The sequence below is a fragment of the Caulobacter radicis genome (genome assembly GCF_003094615.1).
Taxonomy (GTDB): domain Bacteria; phylum Pseudomonadota; class Alphaproteobacteria; order Caulobacterales; family Caulobacteraceae; genus Caulobacter; species Caulobacter radicis.
On the sequence record NZ_QDKO01000019.1, the window covers coordinates 150,804 to 169,322 of the forward strand.

At 68.0% G+C, this 18,519-nt stretch carries 15 protein-coding genes and 1 pseudogene; 10 read left to right on the forward strand and 6 right to left on the reverse strand.

Annotation, left to right across the window (positions count from 1 at the left end):
- Positions 1-3 precede the first annotated feature (3 nt).
- Together DDF62_RS11525 and hisG are read left to right on the forward strand one after the other, a co-directional pair.
- On the forward strand, positions 4-1,137 hold the full coding sequence (locus DDF62_RS11525; protein ID WP_116489246.1) for an ATP phosphoribosyltransferase regulatory subunit: 1,134 nt from the start codon (positions 4-6) through the stop codon (positions 1,135-1,137).
- Positions 1,134-2,141, forward strand: a complete 1,008-nt coding sequence (hisG, locus tag DDF62_RS11530) for an ATP phosphoribosyltransferase (protein WP_116489247.1) — start codon at positions 1,134-1,136, stop codon at positions 2,139-2,141. The genes DDF62_RS11525 and hisG overlap by 4 nt, the downstream gene beginning before the upstream one ends.
- A gap of 508 nt (positions 2,142-2,649) precedes the next feature.
- Here hisG and DDF62_RS11535 read toward each other — a convergent pair.
- A complete protein-coding gene (locus tag DDF62_RS11535; protein ID WP_116489248.1) occupies positions 2,650-3,579 on the reverse strand; it encodes a bifunctional helix-turn-helix transcriptional regulator/GNAT family N-acetyltransferase in 930 nt (309 codons plus the stop codon).
- A gap of 64 nt (positions 3,580-3,643) precedes the next feature.
- Complete coding sequence (locus DDF62_RS11540; RefSeq protein WP_116489249.1) at positions 3,644-4,609, reverse strand: thioesterase family protein; 966 nt, start codon at positions 4,607-4,609, stop codon at positions 3,644-3,646.
- Here DDF62_RS11540 and DDF62_RS26190 point away from each other — a divergent pair.
- Positions 4,608-4,733, forward strand: a pseudogene (locus DDF62_RS26190) (hypothetical protein); the annotation flags it as partial. The gene DDF62_RS11540 and the pseudogene DDF62_RS26190 sit on opposite strands and share 2 nt — an antisense overlap.
- Positions 4,734-4,790: 57 nt before the next feature.
- Here DDF62_RS26190 and DDF62_RS11545 read toward each other — a convergent pair.
- The 4 genes from DDF62_RS11545 to DDF62_RS11560 form a co-directional block, all read right to left on the reverse strand.
- On the reverse strand, positions 4,791-5,273 hold the full coding sequence (locus tag DDF62_RS11545) for a Fur family transcriptional regulator (protein ID WP_116489250.1): 483 nt from the start codon (positions 5,271-5,273) through the stop codon (positions 4,791-4,793).
- A 36-nt stretch (positions 5,274-5,309) separates the two neighbouring features.
- Entirely contained in the window at positions 5,310-6,080 is a 771-nt protein-coding gene (locus DDF62_RS11550; protein ID WP_116489251.1) for an acid phosphatase, read from the reverse strand.
- A gap of 62 nt (positions 6,081-6,142) precedes the next feature.
- Positions 6,143-7,195 carry a 1,9-bis(guanidino)-5-aza-nonane synthase gene (locus DDF62_RS11555; RefSeq protein WP_116489252.1) on the reverse strand — a complete coding sequence of 351 codons (1,053 nt, stop codon included), beginning with the start codon at positions 7,193-7,195 and terminating at the stop codon, positions 6,143-6,145.
- A 164-nt stretch (positions 7,196-7,359) separates the two neighbouring features.
- Complete coding sequence (locus tag DDF62_RS11560) at positions 7,360-8,619, reverse strand: type III PLP-dependent enzyme (protein ID WP_116489253.1); 1,260 nt, start codon at positions 8,617-8,619, stop codon at positions 7,360-7,362.
- 238 nt (positions 8,620-8,857) lie between these two features.
- Here DDF62_RS11560 and phnC point away from each other — a divergent pair, with 238 nt between their 5' ends.
- From phnC to DDF62_RS11595, 7 genes are all read left to right on the forward strand, one after another.
- Complete coding sequence (gene phnC / locus DDF62_RS11565; protein ID WP_116489254.1) at positions 8,858-9,652, forward strand: phosphonate ABC transporter ATP-binding protein; 795 nt, start codon at positions 8,858-8,860, stop codon at positions 9,650-9,652.
- Positions 9,649-10,656: a phosphate/phosphite/phosphonate ABC transporter substrate-binding protein gene (gene phnD / locus DDF62_RS11570; RefSeq protein WP_116489255.1), complete on the forward strand. Its 1,008-nt coding sequence runs from the start codon at positions 9,649-9,651 to the stop codon at positions 10,654-10,656. Before phnC ends, phnD begins: the two co-directional genes overlap by 4 nt.
- Before the next feature lie 2 nt (positions 10,657-10,658).
- Positions 10,659-11,477, forward strand: coding sequence for a phosphonate ABC transporter, permease protein PhnE (gene phnE / locus DDF62_RS11575; RefSeq protein ID WP_116489256.1), 819 nt, complete (start codon positions 10,659-10,661; stop codon positions 11,475-11,477).
- Between the two features lie 427 nt (positions 11,478-11,904).
- On the forward strand, positions 11,905-14,325 hold the full coding sequence (locus tag DDF62_RS11580; RefSeq protein ID WP_116489257.1) for a TonB-dependent receptor: 2,421 nt from the start codon (positions 11,905-11,907) through the stop codon (positions 14,323-14,325).
- 338 nt (positions 14,326-14,663) lie between these two features.
- The gene (locus DDF62_RS11585) at positions 14,664-15,920 is read left to right on the forward strand and encodes an OprO/OprP family phosphate-selective porin (RefSeq protein WP_116489258.1); all 1,257 of its coding nucleotides are present in this window, start codon (positions 14,664-14,666) and stop codon (positions 15,918-15,920) included.
- A gap of 70 nt (positions 15,921-15,990) precedes the next feature.
- Complete coding sequence (locus DDF62_RS11590) at positions 15,991-17,034, forward strand: substrate-binding domain-containing protein (RefSeq protein ID WP_116489259.1); 1,044 nt, start codon at positions 15,991-15,993, stop codon at positions 17,032-17,034.
- A 170-nt stretch (positions 17,035-17,204) separates the two neighbouring features.
- Positions 17,205-18,512: a hemolysin family protein gene (locus DDF62_RS11595; protein WP_101720621.1), complete on the forward strand. Its 1,308-nt coding sequence runs from the start codon at positions 17,205-17,207 to the stop codon at positions 18,510-18,512.
- The last annotated feature ends 7 nt before the right edge of the window (positions 18,513-18,519 follow it).

The following is an 18,519-nucleotide window of genomic DNA, read 5'->3' on the forward strand; positions in this document are numbered from 1 at the left end:
CCGTTGAGGCTAGAGCGTTCCATCCCTGCGGAGGCGCTCGACGCCATCCGCGCTCCGTTCCTGTCGGCCGGCGCCGCGCCGGTCGACGCCCCGGTGTTGCAGCCCTTGGGCCTGCTGCTGGATCTGGCCGGCGAGGCGATGCGCTCGCGGCTGTTCGTCGTCTCCGGCGACGGCGGCGACGAGGCCTGCCTGCGTCCGGACTTCACCGTCGCCGTGGCTCGCCAGCACCTGGCCTCGGGCGTCGGCGCCGGCCGCTATCTCTATGAAGGCAAGGCCTTCCGCGTCGCCCCGCGCGGCAGCGACCGGGCCGAGGAATTCCTGCAGATCGGCGTCGAGGCCTTCGAGGCCGCCGATCCGGTGGCCGCCGACGCCGAGATCGCCGCCCTGGCCTGGGCCGGCGCGGCGGCCGGCGGTCGCGACGACCTGACCCTGCTGCTGGGCGACGTCGGCCTCTTCGCCGCCTTCGTCGACAGCCTGGACCTGACCCCGCCGCTGGGCGCGCGGCTGAAGCGCACCTTCTCGCGCCCGCGCCAGCTGAAGGCCGAGCTGGAGGGCGAGGCCGCCCCCGTCGTCTCGACCGAGCGCAGCCGCATCGCCGCCCTGCTGGCCGGCCTGCCGGAAGCCGAGGCCGCCGCGGTGCTGCAGGAGCTGTGGTCCCTGGCCGGCATCGAGCCGGTCGGCGGCCGTCGCCCGGCCGAGATCGCCCATCGCCTGGTCGAGAAGGCCGAGGTCGTGAAGGCCGGCCGTCTGTCGCCGCAGCAAGCCGACAAGGTCCGCGCCTTCCTGGCCGTCAGCGACGCGCCCGACGCGGCGCTGGACGCCATCGCCGCCCTGGCGGGCCCGAACCGTAGCCCCCTGGACGCCGCCATCGAGGGCTGGCGCAAGCGCCTGGCCGGCATGGTCGCGGGCGGCGTGCCGATCGAGCGCATCCGCCTGAACGCCGCTTTCGGGCGCGCCTTCGGCTATTACGACGGCTACCTGTTCGAGGTGCGCAGCGCCGCTCTCGGCGAGGAACGCCCGGTCGCCGCCGGCGGCCGCTACGACGGCCTGCCCGCGCGGCTCGGGGCCGAGACGAAAACCGGGGCCGTGGGCTGCATGGTGCGCCCGGCCCGCGCCTATGCCGGAGGCGGCGAATGACCACCGACACCCCGATGATCTTCTCCATCCCCTCCAAGGGCCGCCTGAAGGAACAGGTCGAGGCCTGGCTGGCCGAATGCGGCTTCCGCGTCGAGATGACCGGCGGCGCGCGCGGCTATTCGGCCGAGCTGTCGGGCCTGCCCGGCGTCTCGGTGCGGCTGCTGTCGGCGGGCGACATCGCCGCCGGCCTCGACAGCGGCGACCTGCACCTGGGCGTCACTGGTGAAGACCTGCTGCGCGAGCGCGGCGACGACATGGACAGCCGGGTGATGCTGCTGCGCGCCCTGGGCTTTGGCCGCGCCGACCTGGTGGTGACCGCGCCCAAGAGCTGGCTCGACGTCGACACCATGGCCGACATCGACGAGGTCGGGCACCTGCACCTGGCCAAGACCGGCCGTCGCCTGCGGGTAGCCACCAAGTACGTCACCCAGACCCGCGCCTTCTTCGCCCGTCACGGCGTCGCCGACTATCGCATCGTCGAGAGCAGCGGCGCGACCGAAGGCGCGCCCGCCGCCGGCGCGGCCGAACTGGTGGTCGACATCACCACCACCGGCGCCACCCTGGCCGCCAACGGCCTGAAGGTGCTGTCCGACGGCGTCATTCTCAAGAGCCAAGCCCAGCTGACGGCCTCGCTGGTCACGCCGTGGACGGAGGGGCAGCTCGACAGCCTGGCGCGCCTGCTGTCGGTGGTCGAGGCCAAGGGGCGGGCCCGCACCCTCGCCACCCTGGTCTGGCCCGCCGAGCAGGACGTCGCCGGCCAGGCCGCCGTCGCCCCGTTCGTCGAGGCCGGCGGTTCGCGTCGGGCCAACGGCGCCCTGTTGGCGACCGGCGACCTGTTCGCCGCCGCCGCCGCTCTCGCCCAGGCCGGCGTCGAGCCGGTAACCGTGTCGCGTCCCGACTACGTGTTCGAATCCCGCTCGGCGGTGCTGGAGGCGCTCAAGGGGCGGTTGAACGGCTTATATTTGACAAGTATGTCAAAAATTACCGAACCGAACGGTGATTAGTTTGACTAAAGCGTCCAAACTACGGGTCTGATGTCAAAAAAACGTCGAACCCCTTGTGGAATCTAGATCGTTGCCGTTGACACGATCTCGGTTTTGCCGTTTTCTGACTGGGCAAGAGAGAAACGGGTCCACAGAGAACCCCCTCTCTTCGGCGTTTCGGGGAGGAAACGCCCGCCTAGATCGAATGATCGAGAAATAGCCAGACCCGCTGCGTTTATCCCCCGCAGCGGGTCTTGGTGTATCTGGGCCTTGGTTTCAATTTTCGACAAAAGCGTCAAAAACGACGAACGTGCGTTTAAGCGTGGCCGTTAATGGTCCGCTCGCGCCCGCAACTCATTCGTCATCCCGGGCGGAGGGCCGCGCAGCGGACCGCAGACCCGGGACCCAGGGGGCTGGGCGCGATGCCGAGGTTCACCCCCCCCCAGCGGTTGCGAACGCGCTGCGGCCGCCTCTGGGTCCCGGCTCTCCGCGCCACGCGCTCCGGCCGGGATGACGCGGAGGGTGGCGGTTACGCGCTTAAGTCCAGCGACCAGACCTGGTCGACCAGGTCCTGGCCGAACCGCCGGCAGGGCGTTTCCTCGATCACCTGGAAGCCCGCCCGCTGATAGAGCTTCCGGGCGGCGCTCAGGACCGTGACGGTCCACAGGTCCAGCCGCTGGTAGCCCAGCGCCCGGGCGCGGGTGACGCAGGCCTCGACCAGCCTCTGGCCCACGCCCATGCCGCGCGCGTCGGGCTCCACATAGAGCAGGCGCAGCTTGGCGACGCCGGGCGCATCGCCCCGGACGAGGAAGATCGAGCCGACCATCCGGCCGTCGGCCTGGGCGATCCAGGCGTCGTCCCTGGCCGGATCGAAGTTGCGGTGGAAGCCCGCCACGATCTCGGCCACCAGGGCCTCGTGATCGGCGCCCCAGCCGTACTCGGCGGCATAGATCATGCCCTGGCGCGCCGTGACCATCCCGAGGTCGCCAGGCTCCAGGCCGCGCAGCGTCGCGGCGGGCGGGGCCTCGTTCTCGAAGATCGCGTTGATGTCGCGCGCCGCCGCCAGCAGCCGGGCCTGGCGCAGCGGATGCAGGCTCTCGATCAGGGTTCCGACGCTGGCTTTCGTGTTCGCCTCCAGGGCGGCGAACGCCGCCCGGCCCTCGTCGGTCAGCGACAGCAACTGGTGGCGGCCATGGGCCGGGTTCTCGCGCGCGGTGACCAGGCCGCGCTCGGTGAAGCGCTTGAGCGTGCGGCTGACCTGGGCCGGATCCAGGCCAAGGGCGCGGACGATCTCGGCGGCCACGGGGTCGATGCGCGTGGCCAGCTCGTACAGCACGCGGGCTTCGCTCAGCGTGAAGGGGCTGCCGTCGTAGCTGGCGTCCAGCAGGCCCAGCCGGCGCGTATAGGTCCGATTGAAGGCCCGCAGATCGGCGACGTCCTGGTCGTGCTGAAAGGTCATGGCGACTCCAATGTTGATGGAGTCAATATTCCGTCATGTTGACTGAGTCAATAATCTGGGCGGGCTAGAGGCCCAGGCCCACCACCGACCGTTCCGCCAGCTTCGTTGCCGCCGCCGGGCTGATGGCCACGGCCTTGCGGGCGTCGAGGTCGAAGGTGATGGCGCTGACGGTCGAGGTCGCCCACGCCTGGCCGGTGTCGGGGTTGAGCAGCCAGTGGGCGCAGCGCATGATGCGGCCCTCGCTGCCGATCAGGCCCGAGCGCACCTCCAGCCGGTCGCCCAGGCGCGGCCAGGCCAGGTAGACGATCCGATACTCCAGCACGGCCCCGCCCACCCGGCCGGGCGGCGTCTCTGCCGCTTCGGCCACGATGTCGCGCAGGGGCGCGATGAAGGCGCCGATGCCGTCGGAGACCCGGCCGATGAACTGCTCGGCGCGCATCCGTCCGAAGACGTCGCTCTCGCCCGCGCCCAGGGCGCCCAGGCTGATCCGGGCAAGGCCCAGCGCCTCGGCGCGGTCCAGGCTGGCCTGCGGGACGGCCGGCGACAGGTCGACGCTGCGGGCCTGGGCCCGTTCGGGGATCTCGACCATCAGGCCCTTGGCGCGTTCACGGACGATGGTCGGCCACGGAAAGGCTTCGCCCTCGCGTGGGGTGACATGGGCCACCGTGGTCTGGAAGGTCGCCGCCAGCTCGCCGGTGGCCGAATGGACCAGCAATTGCAGGAGTTTCGCCTCGCTGGCGCCGATCTCGATCACCCCGCCCAGCATGTGCAGCGGCGCGCCGGCATGGGCTTCCTTGAGGAACCGGATGTGGTGCTCGCGGACCACCAGGGTGGCGTTGGCGTGCGGGGCGAAGGCGTGCGGCAGGCCCATCTCGGCCGCCAGGCCCACGAGCCCCTCCATCGCCCGGACGACGTAGAAGCGCACGTTCATGTGCCCCATCTCGTCGCAGTCCCAGGTGTTGACCCCGCCGCGCCAGATCTCGACGCCGGGCCAAGTCTCCTGGCCGAGAGAGGCTGGGGCGTTGGTCATGGTCGATCCCTGGAATGGCGGGGCCGAAACCCTCGTCCTTCGACAGGCTCAGGAAGAGGATTTCTACTGCGCGGCCGGCAATAGCCCTCATCCCGAGCTTGTCGAAGGACGAGGGCGAGCCCTCTGTCGAAGCCAGCCTAGACGGCTTTTGCGCGCCGCCGCAATCGCGTAGCCGGGACGCCTATTCCTTGCAGTCGGCGCACTTGCCGTGCGCCTCGATGGTCACGCCGGTCAGGGCGTAGCCGGCCGCCTGGCCCGCGGCGATGATGTCGGCGGTGGCTTCGGGCTCGAACTCGCGGGTGGCGCCGCAGCAGTCGCAGATCAGGAACGCGGCGGCGTGGCCGTCGGCCTCGCGCCGGCAGGCGACATAGGCGTTGAGGCTCTCGATGCGGTGGGCGAAGCCCTGCTTCTCGAGGAACTCCAGCGCGCGATAGACGGTCGGCGGCTTGGCCGGCGGGCCGTCGACCGCGAAGGTCGAGATCAGGTCATAGGCCTTCACCGGCTGGCCGGCCTGCAGCAGCAGTTCCAGCACCCGGCGGCGCGGGGCGGTCAGGCGCTGGTCGGCCGCCGCGCAGCGGGTCTCGGCCGCCGCCAGTTCGGCGGCGAGCGCATCCCCGGCGACGCCGTGGTGGTGGTGGTCGTGATCGCACGCGGTGTGGGCCATGGGCCACAGGTAGAGGGCCGAAGGGTCCCGCGCAAGCTACAGCAGCGGCCGGGCCACCAGGGCGGCCTCGGCCTCGCAGCGCAGCTTGTCCGGCGCGGGAGCGGTCCGGCGCACCGCGGTCATCTCGGCGCGCACCGCCGCCAGGTCGGCCTTGAAGGCGCGGGAGCTCTTCAGCGCCTTGTGCAGGTTGCGGGCGTTGCGGCGGCCGGCCTCGACCGAGCTCATGTTGTGCACCCCGCAGACCACCCGGCTCTCGCCGAAGCCCTGCGCCCTGGCCAGGAGCGCCGGGGCGCGGTCGGGCGCGGCCTCGGCCAGCAGCAGGCCGACGGTCCAGCCCCAGGTCGAATGGCCGGACGGGTAGTCGGGCGACACGGCCAGGCCCACCGTCTTGGGCAGGCAGATCGGCGCATCTTCGAACAGGTAGGGGCGGGGGCGCAGGTGCTTCCATTTGGGGCCGGCCACGGCGGCGCGCACGTCGCCGCGCATCTTCTCCATCATCGCCGCCAGCTTCGGGTTGGTCCGCGGCGTGATGCTGGCCCCCAGGGCGCAGGCGTAGCCGTCGAGGATGCGGCTCTTGTCGGCGTCGGCCTGGGCCAGCGACCAGCGGGGACCGTCCTTGAGCGGACGGGTGGCCCGGAAGATCTCGCGGTCGCGCCGCTCGGCGGCCGTCCCTTCCTTCGGCGGCGGGGGCAGGTGGTCGCGGGCGTCGAAGGCGCGGGGATGCAGGTAGCGGTCGTCATCGTCGCCGGGCAGGGCGGCGCAGCTGGCCAGGGCGAGCGCGGCGGCGACGACGGTGGGCAGGCGCATAGAAAAAGGGTCCCGGAAATCTCTTCCCGGGACCCTGCAATCTTGGCCTTCGCCGATCAAGCCTACTTGCCGAACAGCTTGTTCCAGCGCGGCTTTTCGCGGCCCTTCCAGGCTTCGCGGTGATAGGCGTCGCTGGCGATCAGCGGCACCACGGTGGTGGCTTCGGCGAAGACCATCTGTTCGTAGGTGGTCGAGACCTTGCCCCACGAGGCGGCTTCCTTGAGGGTCGACGACGAGCAGGCGCCGTCGCGCACGTCGGCCACCGTGATCTGGATGGCGTACTTGTGCATGTCGGCCTCGACGCCGAGGATCTCGGCGCAGACGACGGTGTCCTGGGCGAAGTTCTTCGGAACGCCGCCGCCGACCATGAACAGGCCGGTGGTGCCGGCGGCGATCTTGACGTCCGTCAGTTCACGGAAGTCGGCCACGGCGTCGATCATCAGGTAGGGCGCCTTCTCGGCGATCTTTTCCTTCTGGTGCTTGACCAGGCCGAAACCAGCCGAGCTGTCGACGAAGGCCGGGCAGAAGATCGGCACGCCTTCTTCGTAGGCGGTCTGGATCAGGCTGCCTTCCTTCTTGGCGTTGCCTTCCGACAGCCACTTGCCCATCTCCCAGATGAACTCGCGCGAGGAATAGCCGCGCGGCTCCAGGCGATTGCAGATCTCGAGGATCGTGTGGTCGCAGGCCTGCAGTTCTTCTTCGTCGATGTAGGTGTCGTAGATGCGGTCGATGTAGTTGTCGCGCAGCACGTTGTCGTCGACCGGGCCGGCGGCCTGGTAGTGCTTGAAGCCGAGGGCTTCGAAGAAGTCCATGTCGACGATGCTGGCGCCGGTGGCGACCACGGCGTCGATCATGCCGTTCTTCACCATGTCGCGGTAGACGTGCATGCAGCCGCCGGCCGAGGTCGAACCGGCCAGGATCAGCCAGGTCGAGCAGCCCTTGTCGGCCAGGGCCATGTTGAAGATGTCGGCGGCGCGGGCGGTGTCGCGCGAGCTGAACGACATCTTGCGCATCGAGTCGATGATCGGACGGGCGTCGTAGCTCGTGATGTCGACGTGCTCGACCACGTTCTGGAGCAGCTCGGCCTTCTGGTTGTTCGGAACGGGAGCGTTCATCGCTTCGGTTTCCCTGACTTTGGACGCCCGTCGTTGGAACGAAGCCTTCGCCGGGACGGAGCGACCGACGGAGGCTGCAAATGCGAACCGCACCCGACGTCGTCTAACATCGGGCGCGGCGCGCGGTTTAACTCAGAAACGGTCTACTGACGAAACACGTCCGTTTAGCGACGACGCTTGCGCTTGCCGGCCGCGCCTTTCGGGCGCGAGAAGCGCACGACCTTGCGTTCCTCGGCCTCGGTGCGGACCACCGGGATCGAGCGCTTGGCCAGGCCGTACATCGAGGCCATCGGCGCGTCCGAAACCTCGACGGTGTCGGTCTCGCCAAAGCCGTTGAAGCGGGTCGACATCGCCACGCCATAGGCGCCCAGCATGCCGATCTCGATATAGTCGCCTTCGTCCACGCTTTCCGGCAGCCAGAAGGGCCCCGGCATGTGGTCGACGCTGTCGCAGGTCGGGCCGTAGAAGCGGAAGGGCTTGAGGCCCTCTTCCACCACTTCGCCGTTCTTGCGGTACAGCTTCACCGGGAAGGGCCACTTCATGTGCGCGGCGTCGAACAGCGAGCCGTACGACCCGTCGTTCAGATAGAGCGCGTCGCCCTTCTTCAGCTCGACCTTGACCAGCAGCGACGAGGCCTCGGCGCACAGGGCGCGGCCCGGCTCGCACCACAGCTCGGTGGTCTCGTGAACCATCATCTCGGCGAAGCCGCGGTCGATGGCCGCCAGGTATTCCGACAGGTCGGGCGGGACCATGCCCGGATAGATCGACGGGAAGCCGCCGCCGACGTCGACGACGTCGGCCAGCACGCCGGCGCGCACCAGCGCCCGCGAGGCCTGGGCCATCGCCGCCTGGTAGGCGGTCGGGCGCATGCACTGGCTGCCGACGTGGAACGACACGCCCATCAGGTCCTGCGTCGAACGGCGGGCCGCCAGCAGCAGGGACGGGGCGTTGTGCAGATCAACGCCGAACTTGCCCGACAGCGAATAGGCCGCGCCTTCGGCCTGCACGCCCATGCGGACGATCAGGTTCAGGTCCTTGGCCTGGCCGGTGCTGTCGATGATCTTGGCCAGCTCCTCGTGCGTGTCGAACGAGAAGGTGCGCACACCGTGGTCGAAATAGGCGGCCGAGATGGCGCGCCGGCTCTTGACCGGGTGCATGAAGGCCATGCGCGAGCCGGGAGCGTGCTCGGCCACGAGCTCGATCTCGGCCACGGACGCGACGTCGAACGACCGCACGCCGGCGCTGGCCAGCTCGCGGATCACCCACGGCGAGGGATTGGCCTTCACCGCGTAGAAAACGTCGCCTTTGAATTCAGACTGGAACCAGCGCGCCGCTACCGACACCGCGTCCGGTCGCACGAGTGCGACGGGACGTTCCGGTGACCGCTCACGGACCAGGTCCAGGGGCGTGTGGTACGTGGACAATTCACGTAACCCCCTGTTGGAAGTTAAACCCAGGCCGGCGTTAGCAGCGTTTTAGAGGACTTCGGGTCCGCCGGAGCCGTGCGAAATAGGGGCATAGGCCGGGGATGTAAAGTCCCTTTTGATCGTGGCGGGCGAGGCGAATTGATCCACTGGCCGTCACAAATCCGTTGCGCGCGCGCCGCAAAGCAGGGAACGGATTTGCCCGCGCCGGAAACCACGTTAAGGATTCGTCCCGACCATGACGTCGGACCCAGTTCTCTCGATCCGCGCCGTATCCAAGACCTTCGGGTCGCGGAAGGCCCTGAACGCCGTTTCGCTCGACGTGGCGCGGGGCGAGATGATCGCGCTCATCGGTCCTTCGGGCTCGGGCAAGTCGACCCTGCTGCGCTCGATCGACGGCCTGCAGACCATCGATGAGGGCGAGGGGGCGATCAGCGCCTTCGGCGGTCCCGTCCAGGCCAGGGGCCGGGTGTCTGACCAGGTGCGCAAGGCCCGCATCCGCATCGGTTTCATCGCCCAGCAGTTCAATCTGGTCGGCCGGCTGTCGCTGTTCAGCAACGTGGCGCTGGGCTCGCTGGGCCGCATCCCGCTGGTGCGCGGCCTGCTGGGCGCCTGGCCGAAAGAGACCCGCGAGGCGGCCATGGCCGCCCTGCACCGCGTCGGCATCTCCGACTATGCCGGCCAACGCGCCAACACGCTTTCGGGCGGCCAGCAGCAGCGCGGCGCCATCGCCCGGGCTTTGGTCCAGAAGGCCAAGATCATCCTCGCCGACGAACCGGTCGCCTCGCTCGACCCCGTTTCGGCCCGCAAGGTCATGGAGATCCTCCGCGATCTCAACGCCAGCGACGGCCTGACCGTCATCGTCACCTTGCACCAGGTGGACTACGCCCTGCGCTACTGCGACCGGGTCGTGGCCCTGAAGGCCGCGCAGAAGGTCTATGACGGTCCGGCCGACGCGCTGGACCGCGAAAAGCTCATCGAAATCTACGGCCCGGAATTCGAGGACGTGTTCTGGGAAGGAGCCCCGCAATGATCCGCCGCAGCCTGATCGCCGGCCTCGCGCTTTCGACCCTCGCCCTGGCCGCCTGCTCGGGCCCGTCCGAGGCCCCCGCGTCGAAGGACACGGTGACCTTCTCGATCCTGTCGACCGAGTCCGCCCAGAACATGGAGGGCTACTGGAAGCCCATCCTGCAGGACATGGAAAAGCAGACCGGCCTCAAGGTGAAGCCGTTCTTCTCGTCCAACTACTCGTCGCTGATCGTGGCCATGGGCGCCAAGCAGACGGACCTGGGCTGGTTCTCCAACCAGTCGGGCCTGGAGGCCGTGCGCCGCTCGAACGGCGAGGTCTTCGCCCGCACCTTCGACCCCTCGGGCGTCGACGGCTACAAGTCGGTGGTCATCGTCCCCAAGGACAGCAAGCTGACCCTCGAAGCCCTTCTGAAGTGCGACAAGTCGCTGAACTTCGGCATCGGCGACAAGAAGTCGACCTCGGGCACCCTGGCCCCGATGACCTACCTGTTCATCCCGGCCGGCAAGAAGCCCGAGACCTGCTTCAAGACCGTGCTGACCGGCAACCACCAGGCCAACCTGTTCGCCGTGGCCAACGGCAAGCTGGACGCGGCCACCAACAACTCGACCAGCCTGCGCCTGAACGCCGAGCGCAAGGACGGCCAGTCCGACAGGGTCAAGGTGATCTGGGAGTCGCCGACCCTGCCGGAAGACCCGATCATCTGGCGCAAGGACCTCGACCCGGTCGTGAAGGAAAAGCTGCGCCAGTTCTTCCTGACCTACGCCCAGGGCGACAGCCCCGAGGCCGCCAAGCAGCGCGAGAACCTGCGGCGCCTGTCGATCGGCGGCTTCAAGCCGGCCGATGACAGCCACCTGCTGACCGTGCGCGAGATGGAGGCCCTGGAGAACTTCGGCCTGGCCAAGGAAGGCGGCGACGCCGCCAAGATCGCCGACGCCCAGAAGAAGCTGGACGGCGTCCGCGCCGAACGCCTGGCCGCCGAGGCCAAGGCCGGCCTGCCCGCCAACTGACGATGAGCGAGACCCCGATCCCGGCCCCGCCGAAGCGCTCGGCTTCGGCCATCGGCTTCGACCTGCTGCTGTGGGGCGGCGTCGCCGTCCTGCTGCTGGTCAGCTTCAAGCCGGCCGAGATCGACAAGTTTCCCGAATTGTTCGGCGGTTCGGAGCGGATGCGCGACTTCGCGCGCGGCTTCTTCTCGGCCTTCACCAATCTGGACGCCTTCCTGGCGATGGACTGGTCGCTGTTCGTCGCCAAGATGTGGGAGACGATCCAGATGGCGCTGTGGGGCACGGCGCTGGCCGTGCTCGTGGCCGTGCCGCTGGGCATACTGGGCGCGCGCAACATCACGCCGTGGTGGATCCAGCAGCCGGTGCGCCGCCTGCTCGACCTGATCCGCTCGATCCCCGATCTCGTGGTCGCCCTGATCTTCATCACCGCCGTGGGCCTTGGCCCCTTCGCCGGCGTGATGGCCATCATGTTCAACACCGGCGGCGTGCTGGCGAAACTGTTCGCCGAGGCCGTGGAGTCGATCGACAAGGGCCCCGTCGAGGGCGTTCGCGCCACCGGCGCGGTCAAGCTTCAGGAGATCATCTGGGGGGTGATCCCGCAGGTGGCCCCGCTATGGACCAGCTATGCCCTCTACCGCTTCGAAAGCAGCGCCCGCGCCGCCACGGTGCTGGGGCTGATCGGCGCCGGCGGCATCGGCCAGATCCTCATCGACTCGATCAACGCCTTCCAGTTCGACCAGACCGGCTGCATCGTCCTGGTCATCGTCGTGGCGGTGTCGATGATCGACCTGCTGTCCCAGGCGATCCGCTCGCGGCTGCTTTAGGCGGTTGCGGGCGCCCGACCGGGGCGGACCGTTGAAAATTCCCGGCGACGGTTTTGTGTCACGCCAGGGCGGTTTGGCGTCTGGTGACGCTTTCGTCGGACGCGGGAAGTCCGCGCTCGACCCATGCGACAGCATTCGCAAGCACCCTTTCGGCCATGATCCCGTATATCGCCGTTCGTTCCCGGCTTTCTAAGTTGGAAAATTCGCCTTGAGGCTCACGCTGAAATCTTGCCGCTAAACCAATATTTTCAATCTTGGCCGATTTCGTCGAAAACGAACGTTGTTATCTATAATTTATGCTTGAGCAGCGCTGCTGAGTGTCAGCTGTGGCGCAAATTTATCACGTCTTGAAACATACATATTGGTGTCGCCGAAGCGTCATCGCTGGCGTTTTATCCCCCGCCCCACCGAAAAGGGGTACACATTCATGCGTAAGTATTTCGAAGGCGCGGCCGTCGCCGCCCTCCTGCTCGCCTCGGCGCAAGTTGCGTACGCCGCCGATGTCGCGCCCGCCGCGCCCGCCGATGACGCCACCGCTCTGGACAACGTCGTCGTCACCGCCACCAAGCGTGAAACCAATCTGCAATCGACGCCGATCGCCATCTCGGTGCTGAGCGCGACGGCCATGGCCGACCGCCACGCCGAAAGCCTGATCAGCCTGCAGGACGGCGCCATCCCGTCGCTGCGCGTCGCCACCTTCGAAGCCCGCCAGTCGGCGCTGACCATCGGCATCCGCGGCATCGTGCCGTTCGACGCCAACCAGACCGCCCGCGACCAGGGCGTCGGCGTCTATATCGACGGCGTCTATCTGGGCCGCCAGCAGGGCCTGAACGCCGCCCTGCTCGACCTGGAGCGCATCGAGGTCCTGCGCGGTCCGCAAGGCACGCTGTTTGGCCGTAACACCGAAGGCGGCGCGCTCAGCATCGTCACCAAGGCCCCGACGGGCGAGTTCGGCGGCCGCGTCGTCGCCGGCGTCGGCAACTACGGCTCCTACACCGCCGAGCTGCACCAGGACTTCCAGGAGTTCGCCAACCTGTCGGTGAAGGTCGACGCCCTGGTCCAGCACCAGGATCCGACCACCAAGAACCCGCTGGAAGGCCAGGCCGGCTGGAACCAGTACGACCGCAAGGGCGGCCGCATCAGCGGTCTGTACCAGCCGAACGACAAGTTCAGCGCCCTGGTCGCCTTCGACTACGCCAAGGACGAGAACACCCCGTTCTTCAGCCAGCTGGTCAGCTACAACCCCTACGGCAAGCGCGTGCGCACCCAGGCCGAACTGCTGGCCGCCGCCAGCGCCCCGGCCGGCACGATCAACCCGCTCTCGCCGCTGGTTAAGGTCCACACCGACCGCCAGTCGGTCTCGGACATCGGCACCATCCAGCAGCCCAGCGTCGACGAGACCGGCGGCCTGATGGCCAACCTGAAGTACCGCTTCGCGCCGAACCTCGAGCTGCGCTCGATCACCGCCGCCCGCGCCGTGGCCACCAACCAGTGGGACAACTCGGGCATCGAGTCGCGCAACGTCTTCGCGCCGAACGCCAACTTCGGCCGCTACAGCCTGTCGGACCTCTACCAGCGCCAGTTCAGCCAGGAGTTCCAGCTGGTCGGCGACTTCGGTGACAACTTCACCTATGTCGGCGGTCTCTACTACTTCAAGGAACACGTGAAGGAATCGGCCGCCACGCCGTTCACCAACCAGTGGAACGCCGACGGCACCGCCTACACCATCCGGTCGGCCTACGGCACCTCGAAGAACGCGGCCGGCACGGCCGGCTGGCAGCGCGGCACCCGCTTCATCACCCGCGCCTCGGAAGCCGACGCCGAAAGCTACGCGGTCTACGGCCAGGGCACCTACACCCCGCCGTCGATGGACGCCCTGCACCTGACGCTCGGCGGCCGCTACACCAAGGACACCCGCGAGGGCACGCTCTACGTCGTCAACGGCAAGGCCACGAACTTCAAGTTCGACTACGACAAGGGTCGTTTCGACCCGATGATCAACGTCGCCTACGACGCCGCCGAGAACATCAACCTCTACGCCAAGTTCTCGACCGGCTACCGCGCCGGCGGCGCCAACGCCCGCTCGTCGAACTTCCAGGCCTTCGATCCGGAAACGGTGAAGTCCTATGAAGTCGGGGCCAAGATGGACCTGCTGGACAACCGCCTGCGCGTGAACCTGGCCGCCTACGCCATGGACCGCAAGGACACCCAGATCGACTTCGACAACGTCGACACCACCCCCGGCAGCCCGACCCAGGGCGCGCACACCGAGGAAACCCGCAATGCGCCGGGCACCTCCAAGATCCGCGGTTTCGAGGCCGACATCACGGCCAAGCTGACCGACGACATCCTGGTCGGCTTCTCGTACGCCTACACCGACGTGAAGGTGCCGGACGCGCCGTTCCCGTTCACCGGCAACTCGGTGGTTCCGCAGGGCACGCCGTTCCCGGTCAACGTGGTCTACACGCCGCCGAACGCCGCCTCGGCCTATATCGACTACAAGAAGCCGGTCGGTTCGATGACCTTCCGCGCCCACCTGGACGCCAACTACGCCGACGCCCAATACTCCTTCCAGACCGAGTTCGCCGACACCTCGGCGACCGGTTCGCGCACCGAGTACGTGGCGGCGAAGACCGACAGCAGCTTCATCGTCAACGGCAACCTGACCCTGGCCGACATCAGCATGGCTGACGGCGCCGCCTCGGCCAGCCTGTCGCTGTGGTCGCGCAACCTGCTCAACGAAGAGCACATCTACCGTATCTCGGCCGCCAACCGCGGCACGATCGGCGACTACGCCAACTTCAACCCGCCCCGCACCTACGGGCTGGAACTGCGCGTGAAATACTAGGACCGGATCTTCCGGTTCCGCGTTGTCCGGAGCCGGAGCAAGGGTTCAAGAACGGCGAGGGGCGGTCCAGTGATGGGCCGCCCTTCTGCTTTTGGCGGCGCCGTGGCCCCTGGTCCTGGCGCGGGTTGTTCGTCTGTGAGCGGATTTTTCCAGGCGTCGTCCCAGACCGCCGTGTAGTCGTCTGAACACTGTTCAGCGAACTGGAAAACAGTTGTCGCCGACTTGTCGTAAATCGGTATCCGAACCGTCACGAGCTCCCGTTAAGCCCCAGAACGTCGTTATCCCGCCCGCTATGGGCCGCGGAAAACAGACGCAAACCTAAAGGGGGGTGTCTCGTAATGAGTATCAGTGCCTCTTTGTTTTCCCGCTCGGCGCTGGGCTTCACGCTCGCCCTGGGCCTCGCCGCCGCCGCCCAAGCCCAGGACCTGGGCGTGAAATGGAGCGGTTCCCCGCAATTCTCCAATGACGACGTGGCCTTCAAGGTCCGTGGTCGGATCCTGCTGGACGCCGTGTTCCAGGACGTCGAGCGCGACGGTCCGGGCGGCGACTTCGACACCCGCAACGTGCGCGGCCGCCAGGTCTTCCTCGGCGTCGAGGGCAAGCTGAACAACTACTTCGCCTACAAGGCCGAGGGCGGCGCCGTGAACGGCGGCGCGTGGGCCTGGGACGACGTCGTCATCGAGTATAAGCCGAACGAGCCGGTCTCGCTGCTGTTCGGCAACATCAAGGCCGCCGGCCTCGAGAACCTGACCTCGACCCGCTTCATCACCTTCATGGACCGTGGTCCGTACGGCGACTTCGGCGTCGATTCCTACCTGCTGGGCGTGGTGGCCAAGTACCAGGGCCTGAACTACAGCCTGACCGGCGCGGTGCAGGGCGCGCCGATCAACACCGCCGACCTGGCCAACGCCAACGCCGACTCCAAGGAGCGCCTGACCCTGACCACCCGCGCCCACTGGGCGCCGGTCAACGGCGACCTCGACAAGCTGCACCTGGCGCTGTCCTACCGCTACCGCAACCGCGGCGACGAGGGGGCCTTCGTCTACAGCGGCCGCACCAACACCGCCTACAGCAACGCCACCTTCTACACCTCGGGCGGCATCGGCAACCGCGACAACACCCTGGCCTTCGAGGGCGCCTATGTGCACGGGCCGTTCTCGGTGCAGGGCGAATACGCTTCGATCGACGTCACCCGCCTGGGCGGCGCGGCGGTCGGCGGCGACCCGAAGATCAAGGTCGGCTACGCCTACGTGACCTTCTGGCCGACCGGCGAGATGCGCAACTACGACGCCATGGCCGGCGAGTTCAAGCGGCCCAAGATCCTCAACCCGGTGACCGCCGGCGGCTGGGGCGGCGTCGAGCTGGCGCTGCGCTACGACATCGCCGACACCACCGAGGCCTACGAGACCCTGAAGACCAAGCCGGCGACCTCGCAGGCCGGCGAATACAAGGGCGTCACCCTGGGGGTGAACTATTACCCGACCAGTTATGTCCGGTTCCAGGCGAACTACACCGACGGCGACGTCGACAACTTCGGCGCCAACCAGGACTACAGCATCAAGCAGTTCCAGCTGCGCGCTCAGCTGGATTTCTAAGACCGTGTTTCGCCGGGCGGGCGGAACGCGTCCGTCCGGCTCCTTCCTTTCCCCCTTCAGGAAATCAAAGATGAAGAAGCTCCTGTCCTGCGCGGCCGCCGCCGTCGCCCTGTCGGGCCTGGCCGCCGTCCCCGCCCACGCCGCCCGCGACTATGTCTGGGCCGCCGGCTCGTCGACCGTGTTCCCGTTCGCCACCCGCACCGCCGAGAACTTCGCCAAGAAGTCCGGCAAGAAGGCCCCGAAGGTCGAAAGCCTGGGCACCGGCGGCGGCATCAAGCTGTTCTGCGGCGGCGCGGGCGAGGGTTTCCCCGACATCGCCAACGCCTCGCGTCCGATGAAGAAGAGCGAGTTCGACGCCTGCGCCGCCAAGGGCGTCAAGGACATCATCCAGATCAAGATCGGCTTCGACGGCATCGTGGTCGCCACCGACAAGGACGGCGCCGACTACAACTTCAAGACCGAGCAGCTGTTCCTGGGCCTGGCCGCCAACGTCTACAAGGGCGGCCAGTGGGTGAAGAACACCACCAACAGCTGGGACGACGTCGGCGGCGGCCTGCCGGGCAACAAGATCCTGGTCTACGGCCCGCCCCCGACCTCGGGCACCCGCGACGCCTTCGTCGAACTGGCCATCGAGGCCGGCGCCCGCAAGTTCCCGTCGATCGACGCGATCCGCTCGGACAACGAGAAGCTGTTCAAGGCCAAGGTCGACCCGCTGCGCAACGACGGCTGGATCGACGCCGGCGAGAACGACAACGCCCTGGTCGGCACCCTGACCAAGACCCCCGGCGCGCTGGGCGTCTTCGGCTGGTCCTACCTCGAAGAGAACATGGATAAGATCAAGGGCGCCTCGATCAACGGCGTGCGTCCCTCGGCCCAGACGATCGCCGACGGCTCCTACCCGCTGTCGCGCTCGCTGTTCATCTACGTCAAGAAGTCCAATATCGGCGTGACGCCGGGCCTGGAGGACTTCCTGAAGGAGTTCACTTCCGACGCGGCCACCGGTCGAGGCGGCTACCTGCAGGGTCGCGGCCTGATCCCGCTGCCCCCGGGCCAGCACCAGGCCCAGAAGGACGTGGTGGCCAAGAAGACCGCCATGGTCCGTCCGGCTTCGTAAAAAAGGGCTCTTTTGTGCGGCGGTTCGCGCCGCGCGACCGAAGATTGCGTCGCGGTCCTATGGGCCGCGGCGTTTTCTTTTGTATAGTGTCCCCCGGTCCGCCCGCGCCGCGTAATGAAAGTCTGGGCCGTGGCAGCCGTCCGGCGCCGCGTCACTTGCCCCTAGGGACAATGATACTCCTCGCGCTCGCCGTCGTTCTGTTCCTCGTTCTGCTGAACGGGGTCTTCGCCATGTCCGAACTCGCGGTGGTCTCCGCGCGGCGGGCCAGACTACAGAGCCAGGCCGACCGGGGAGACCGCGGGGCCAAGATCGCCCTCTCCCTGGCCGAGCATCCGACCCGCTTCCTGTCGGCCGTGCAGGTGGGCATCACCCTGATCGGCATCCTGGCCGGCGCCTACGGCCAGGCCACCATCGCCGGCGCGCTGGACAAGTGGCTCGAGCCGCAGCCGGTGATCGGCCCGCATTCGGAAATCATCGCCACCACCATCGTCGTCGTCGGCCTGACCTACGTCTCGGTGATCCTGGGCGAGCTGGTGCCCAAGCGCCTGGCCCTGATCTTCCCCGACACCATCGCCCGCGCCATGGCCCCGTTCCTGGCCCTGGTGGCCACGGTGCTGCGCCCGTTCGTGACCCTGCTGACGGTGTCGACCGCCGCCATCCTCAAGCTGATGGGGGTGCGCGACGAGCGCAACAGCGGCATCACCTCCGAAGAGGTCGAGACCGTCCTGGCCGAAGGCGCCGACGCCGGCCTGATCGAGCCTGAAGAGCGTTCGATGATCCAGGAGGTGCTGCGCCTGGGCGACCGTCCCGTGCGGGTGGCCATGACCCCGCGCCGCGACCTCTACTGGATCTCGCTGTCGGACGAGCCCGAGGCCGTCCTGGCCGAGGTGCGCGAGTGCCCCTATTCGCGCATCGTCGTGGCCATGGAAGGCGACCTCGACGGCGAGATCGGCGTGGTGCTGAAGAAGGACCTGCTGGACGCCTGCCTGGGCGGCGAGCCGCTGGACCTGCGCGCCCACATCCAGCAGCCGATCGCCATCCCCGAGACCATGTCGCTGCTGCGCGCCATGGCGGTCTTCAAGCAGACCTCGCTGCACGTGGCCCTGGTGGTCGACGAGTTCGGCTCGGTGCAGGGCGTGATCACGCCGATCGACCTGCTGGAAATGATCGCCGGCGACTTCCCGGAAGACCACGACGAGGGCGAACGCCGCATCCTGCGCCGCGAGGACGGCAGCTGGCTGGTCGACGCCCGCCTCGACATCCAGGAGCTCAACGACGCCCTGGGCGAGAACTTCGAGGCCGAGGGCGGCTATCACACCGTCGCCGGCCTGATCCTCGACCGCCTGGGCCGCATCCCGGCCGAGGGCGAGATCCTGCATCTGGGCGCCTTCGACGTCGAGATCGTCGACATGGACGGCTCGCGCATCGACAAGGTCATCCTCAAGGCCGGCAAGGGCCGCGAGGGCGACGAGGGCTGACGCGGGG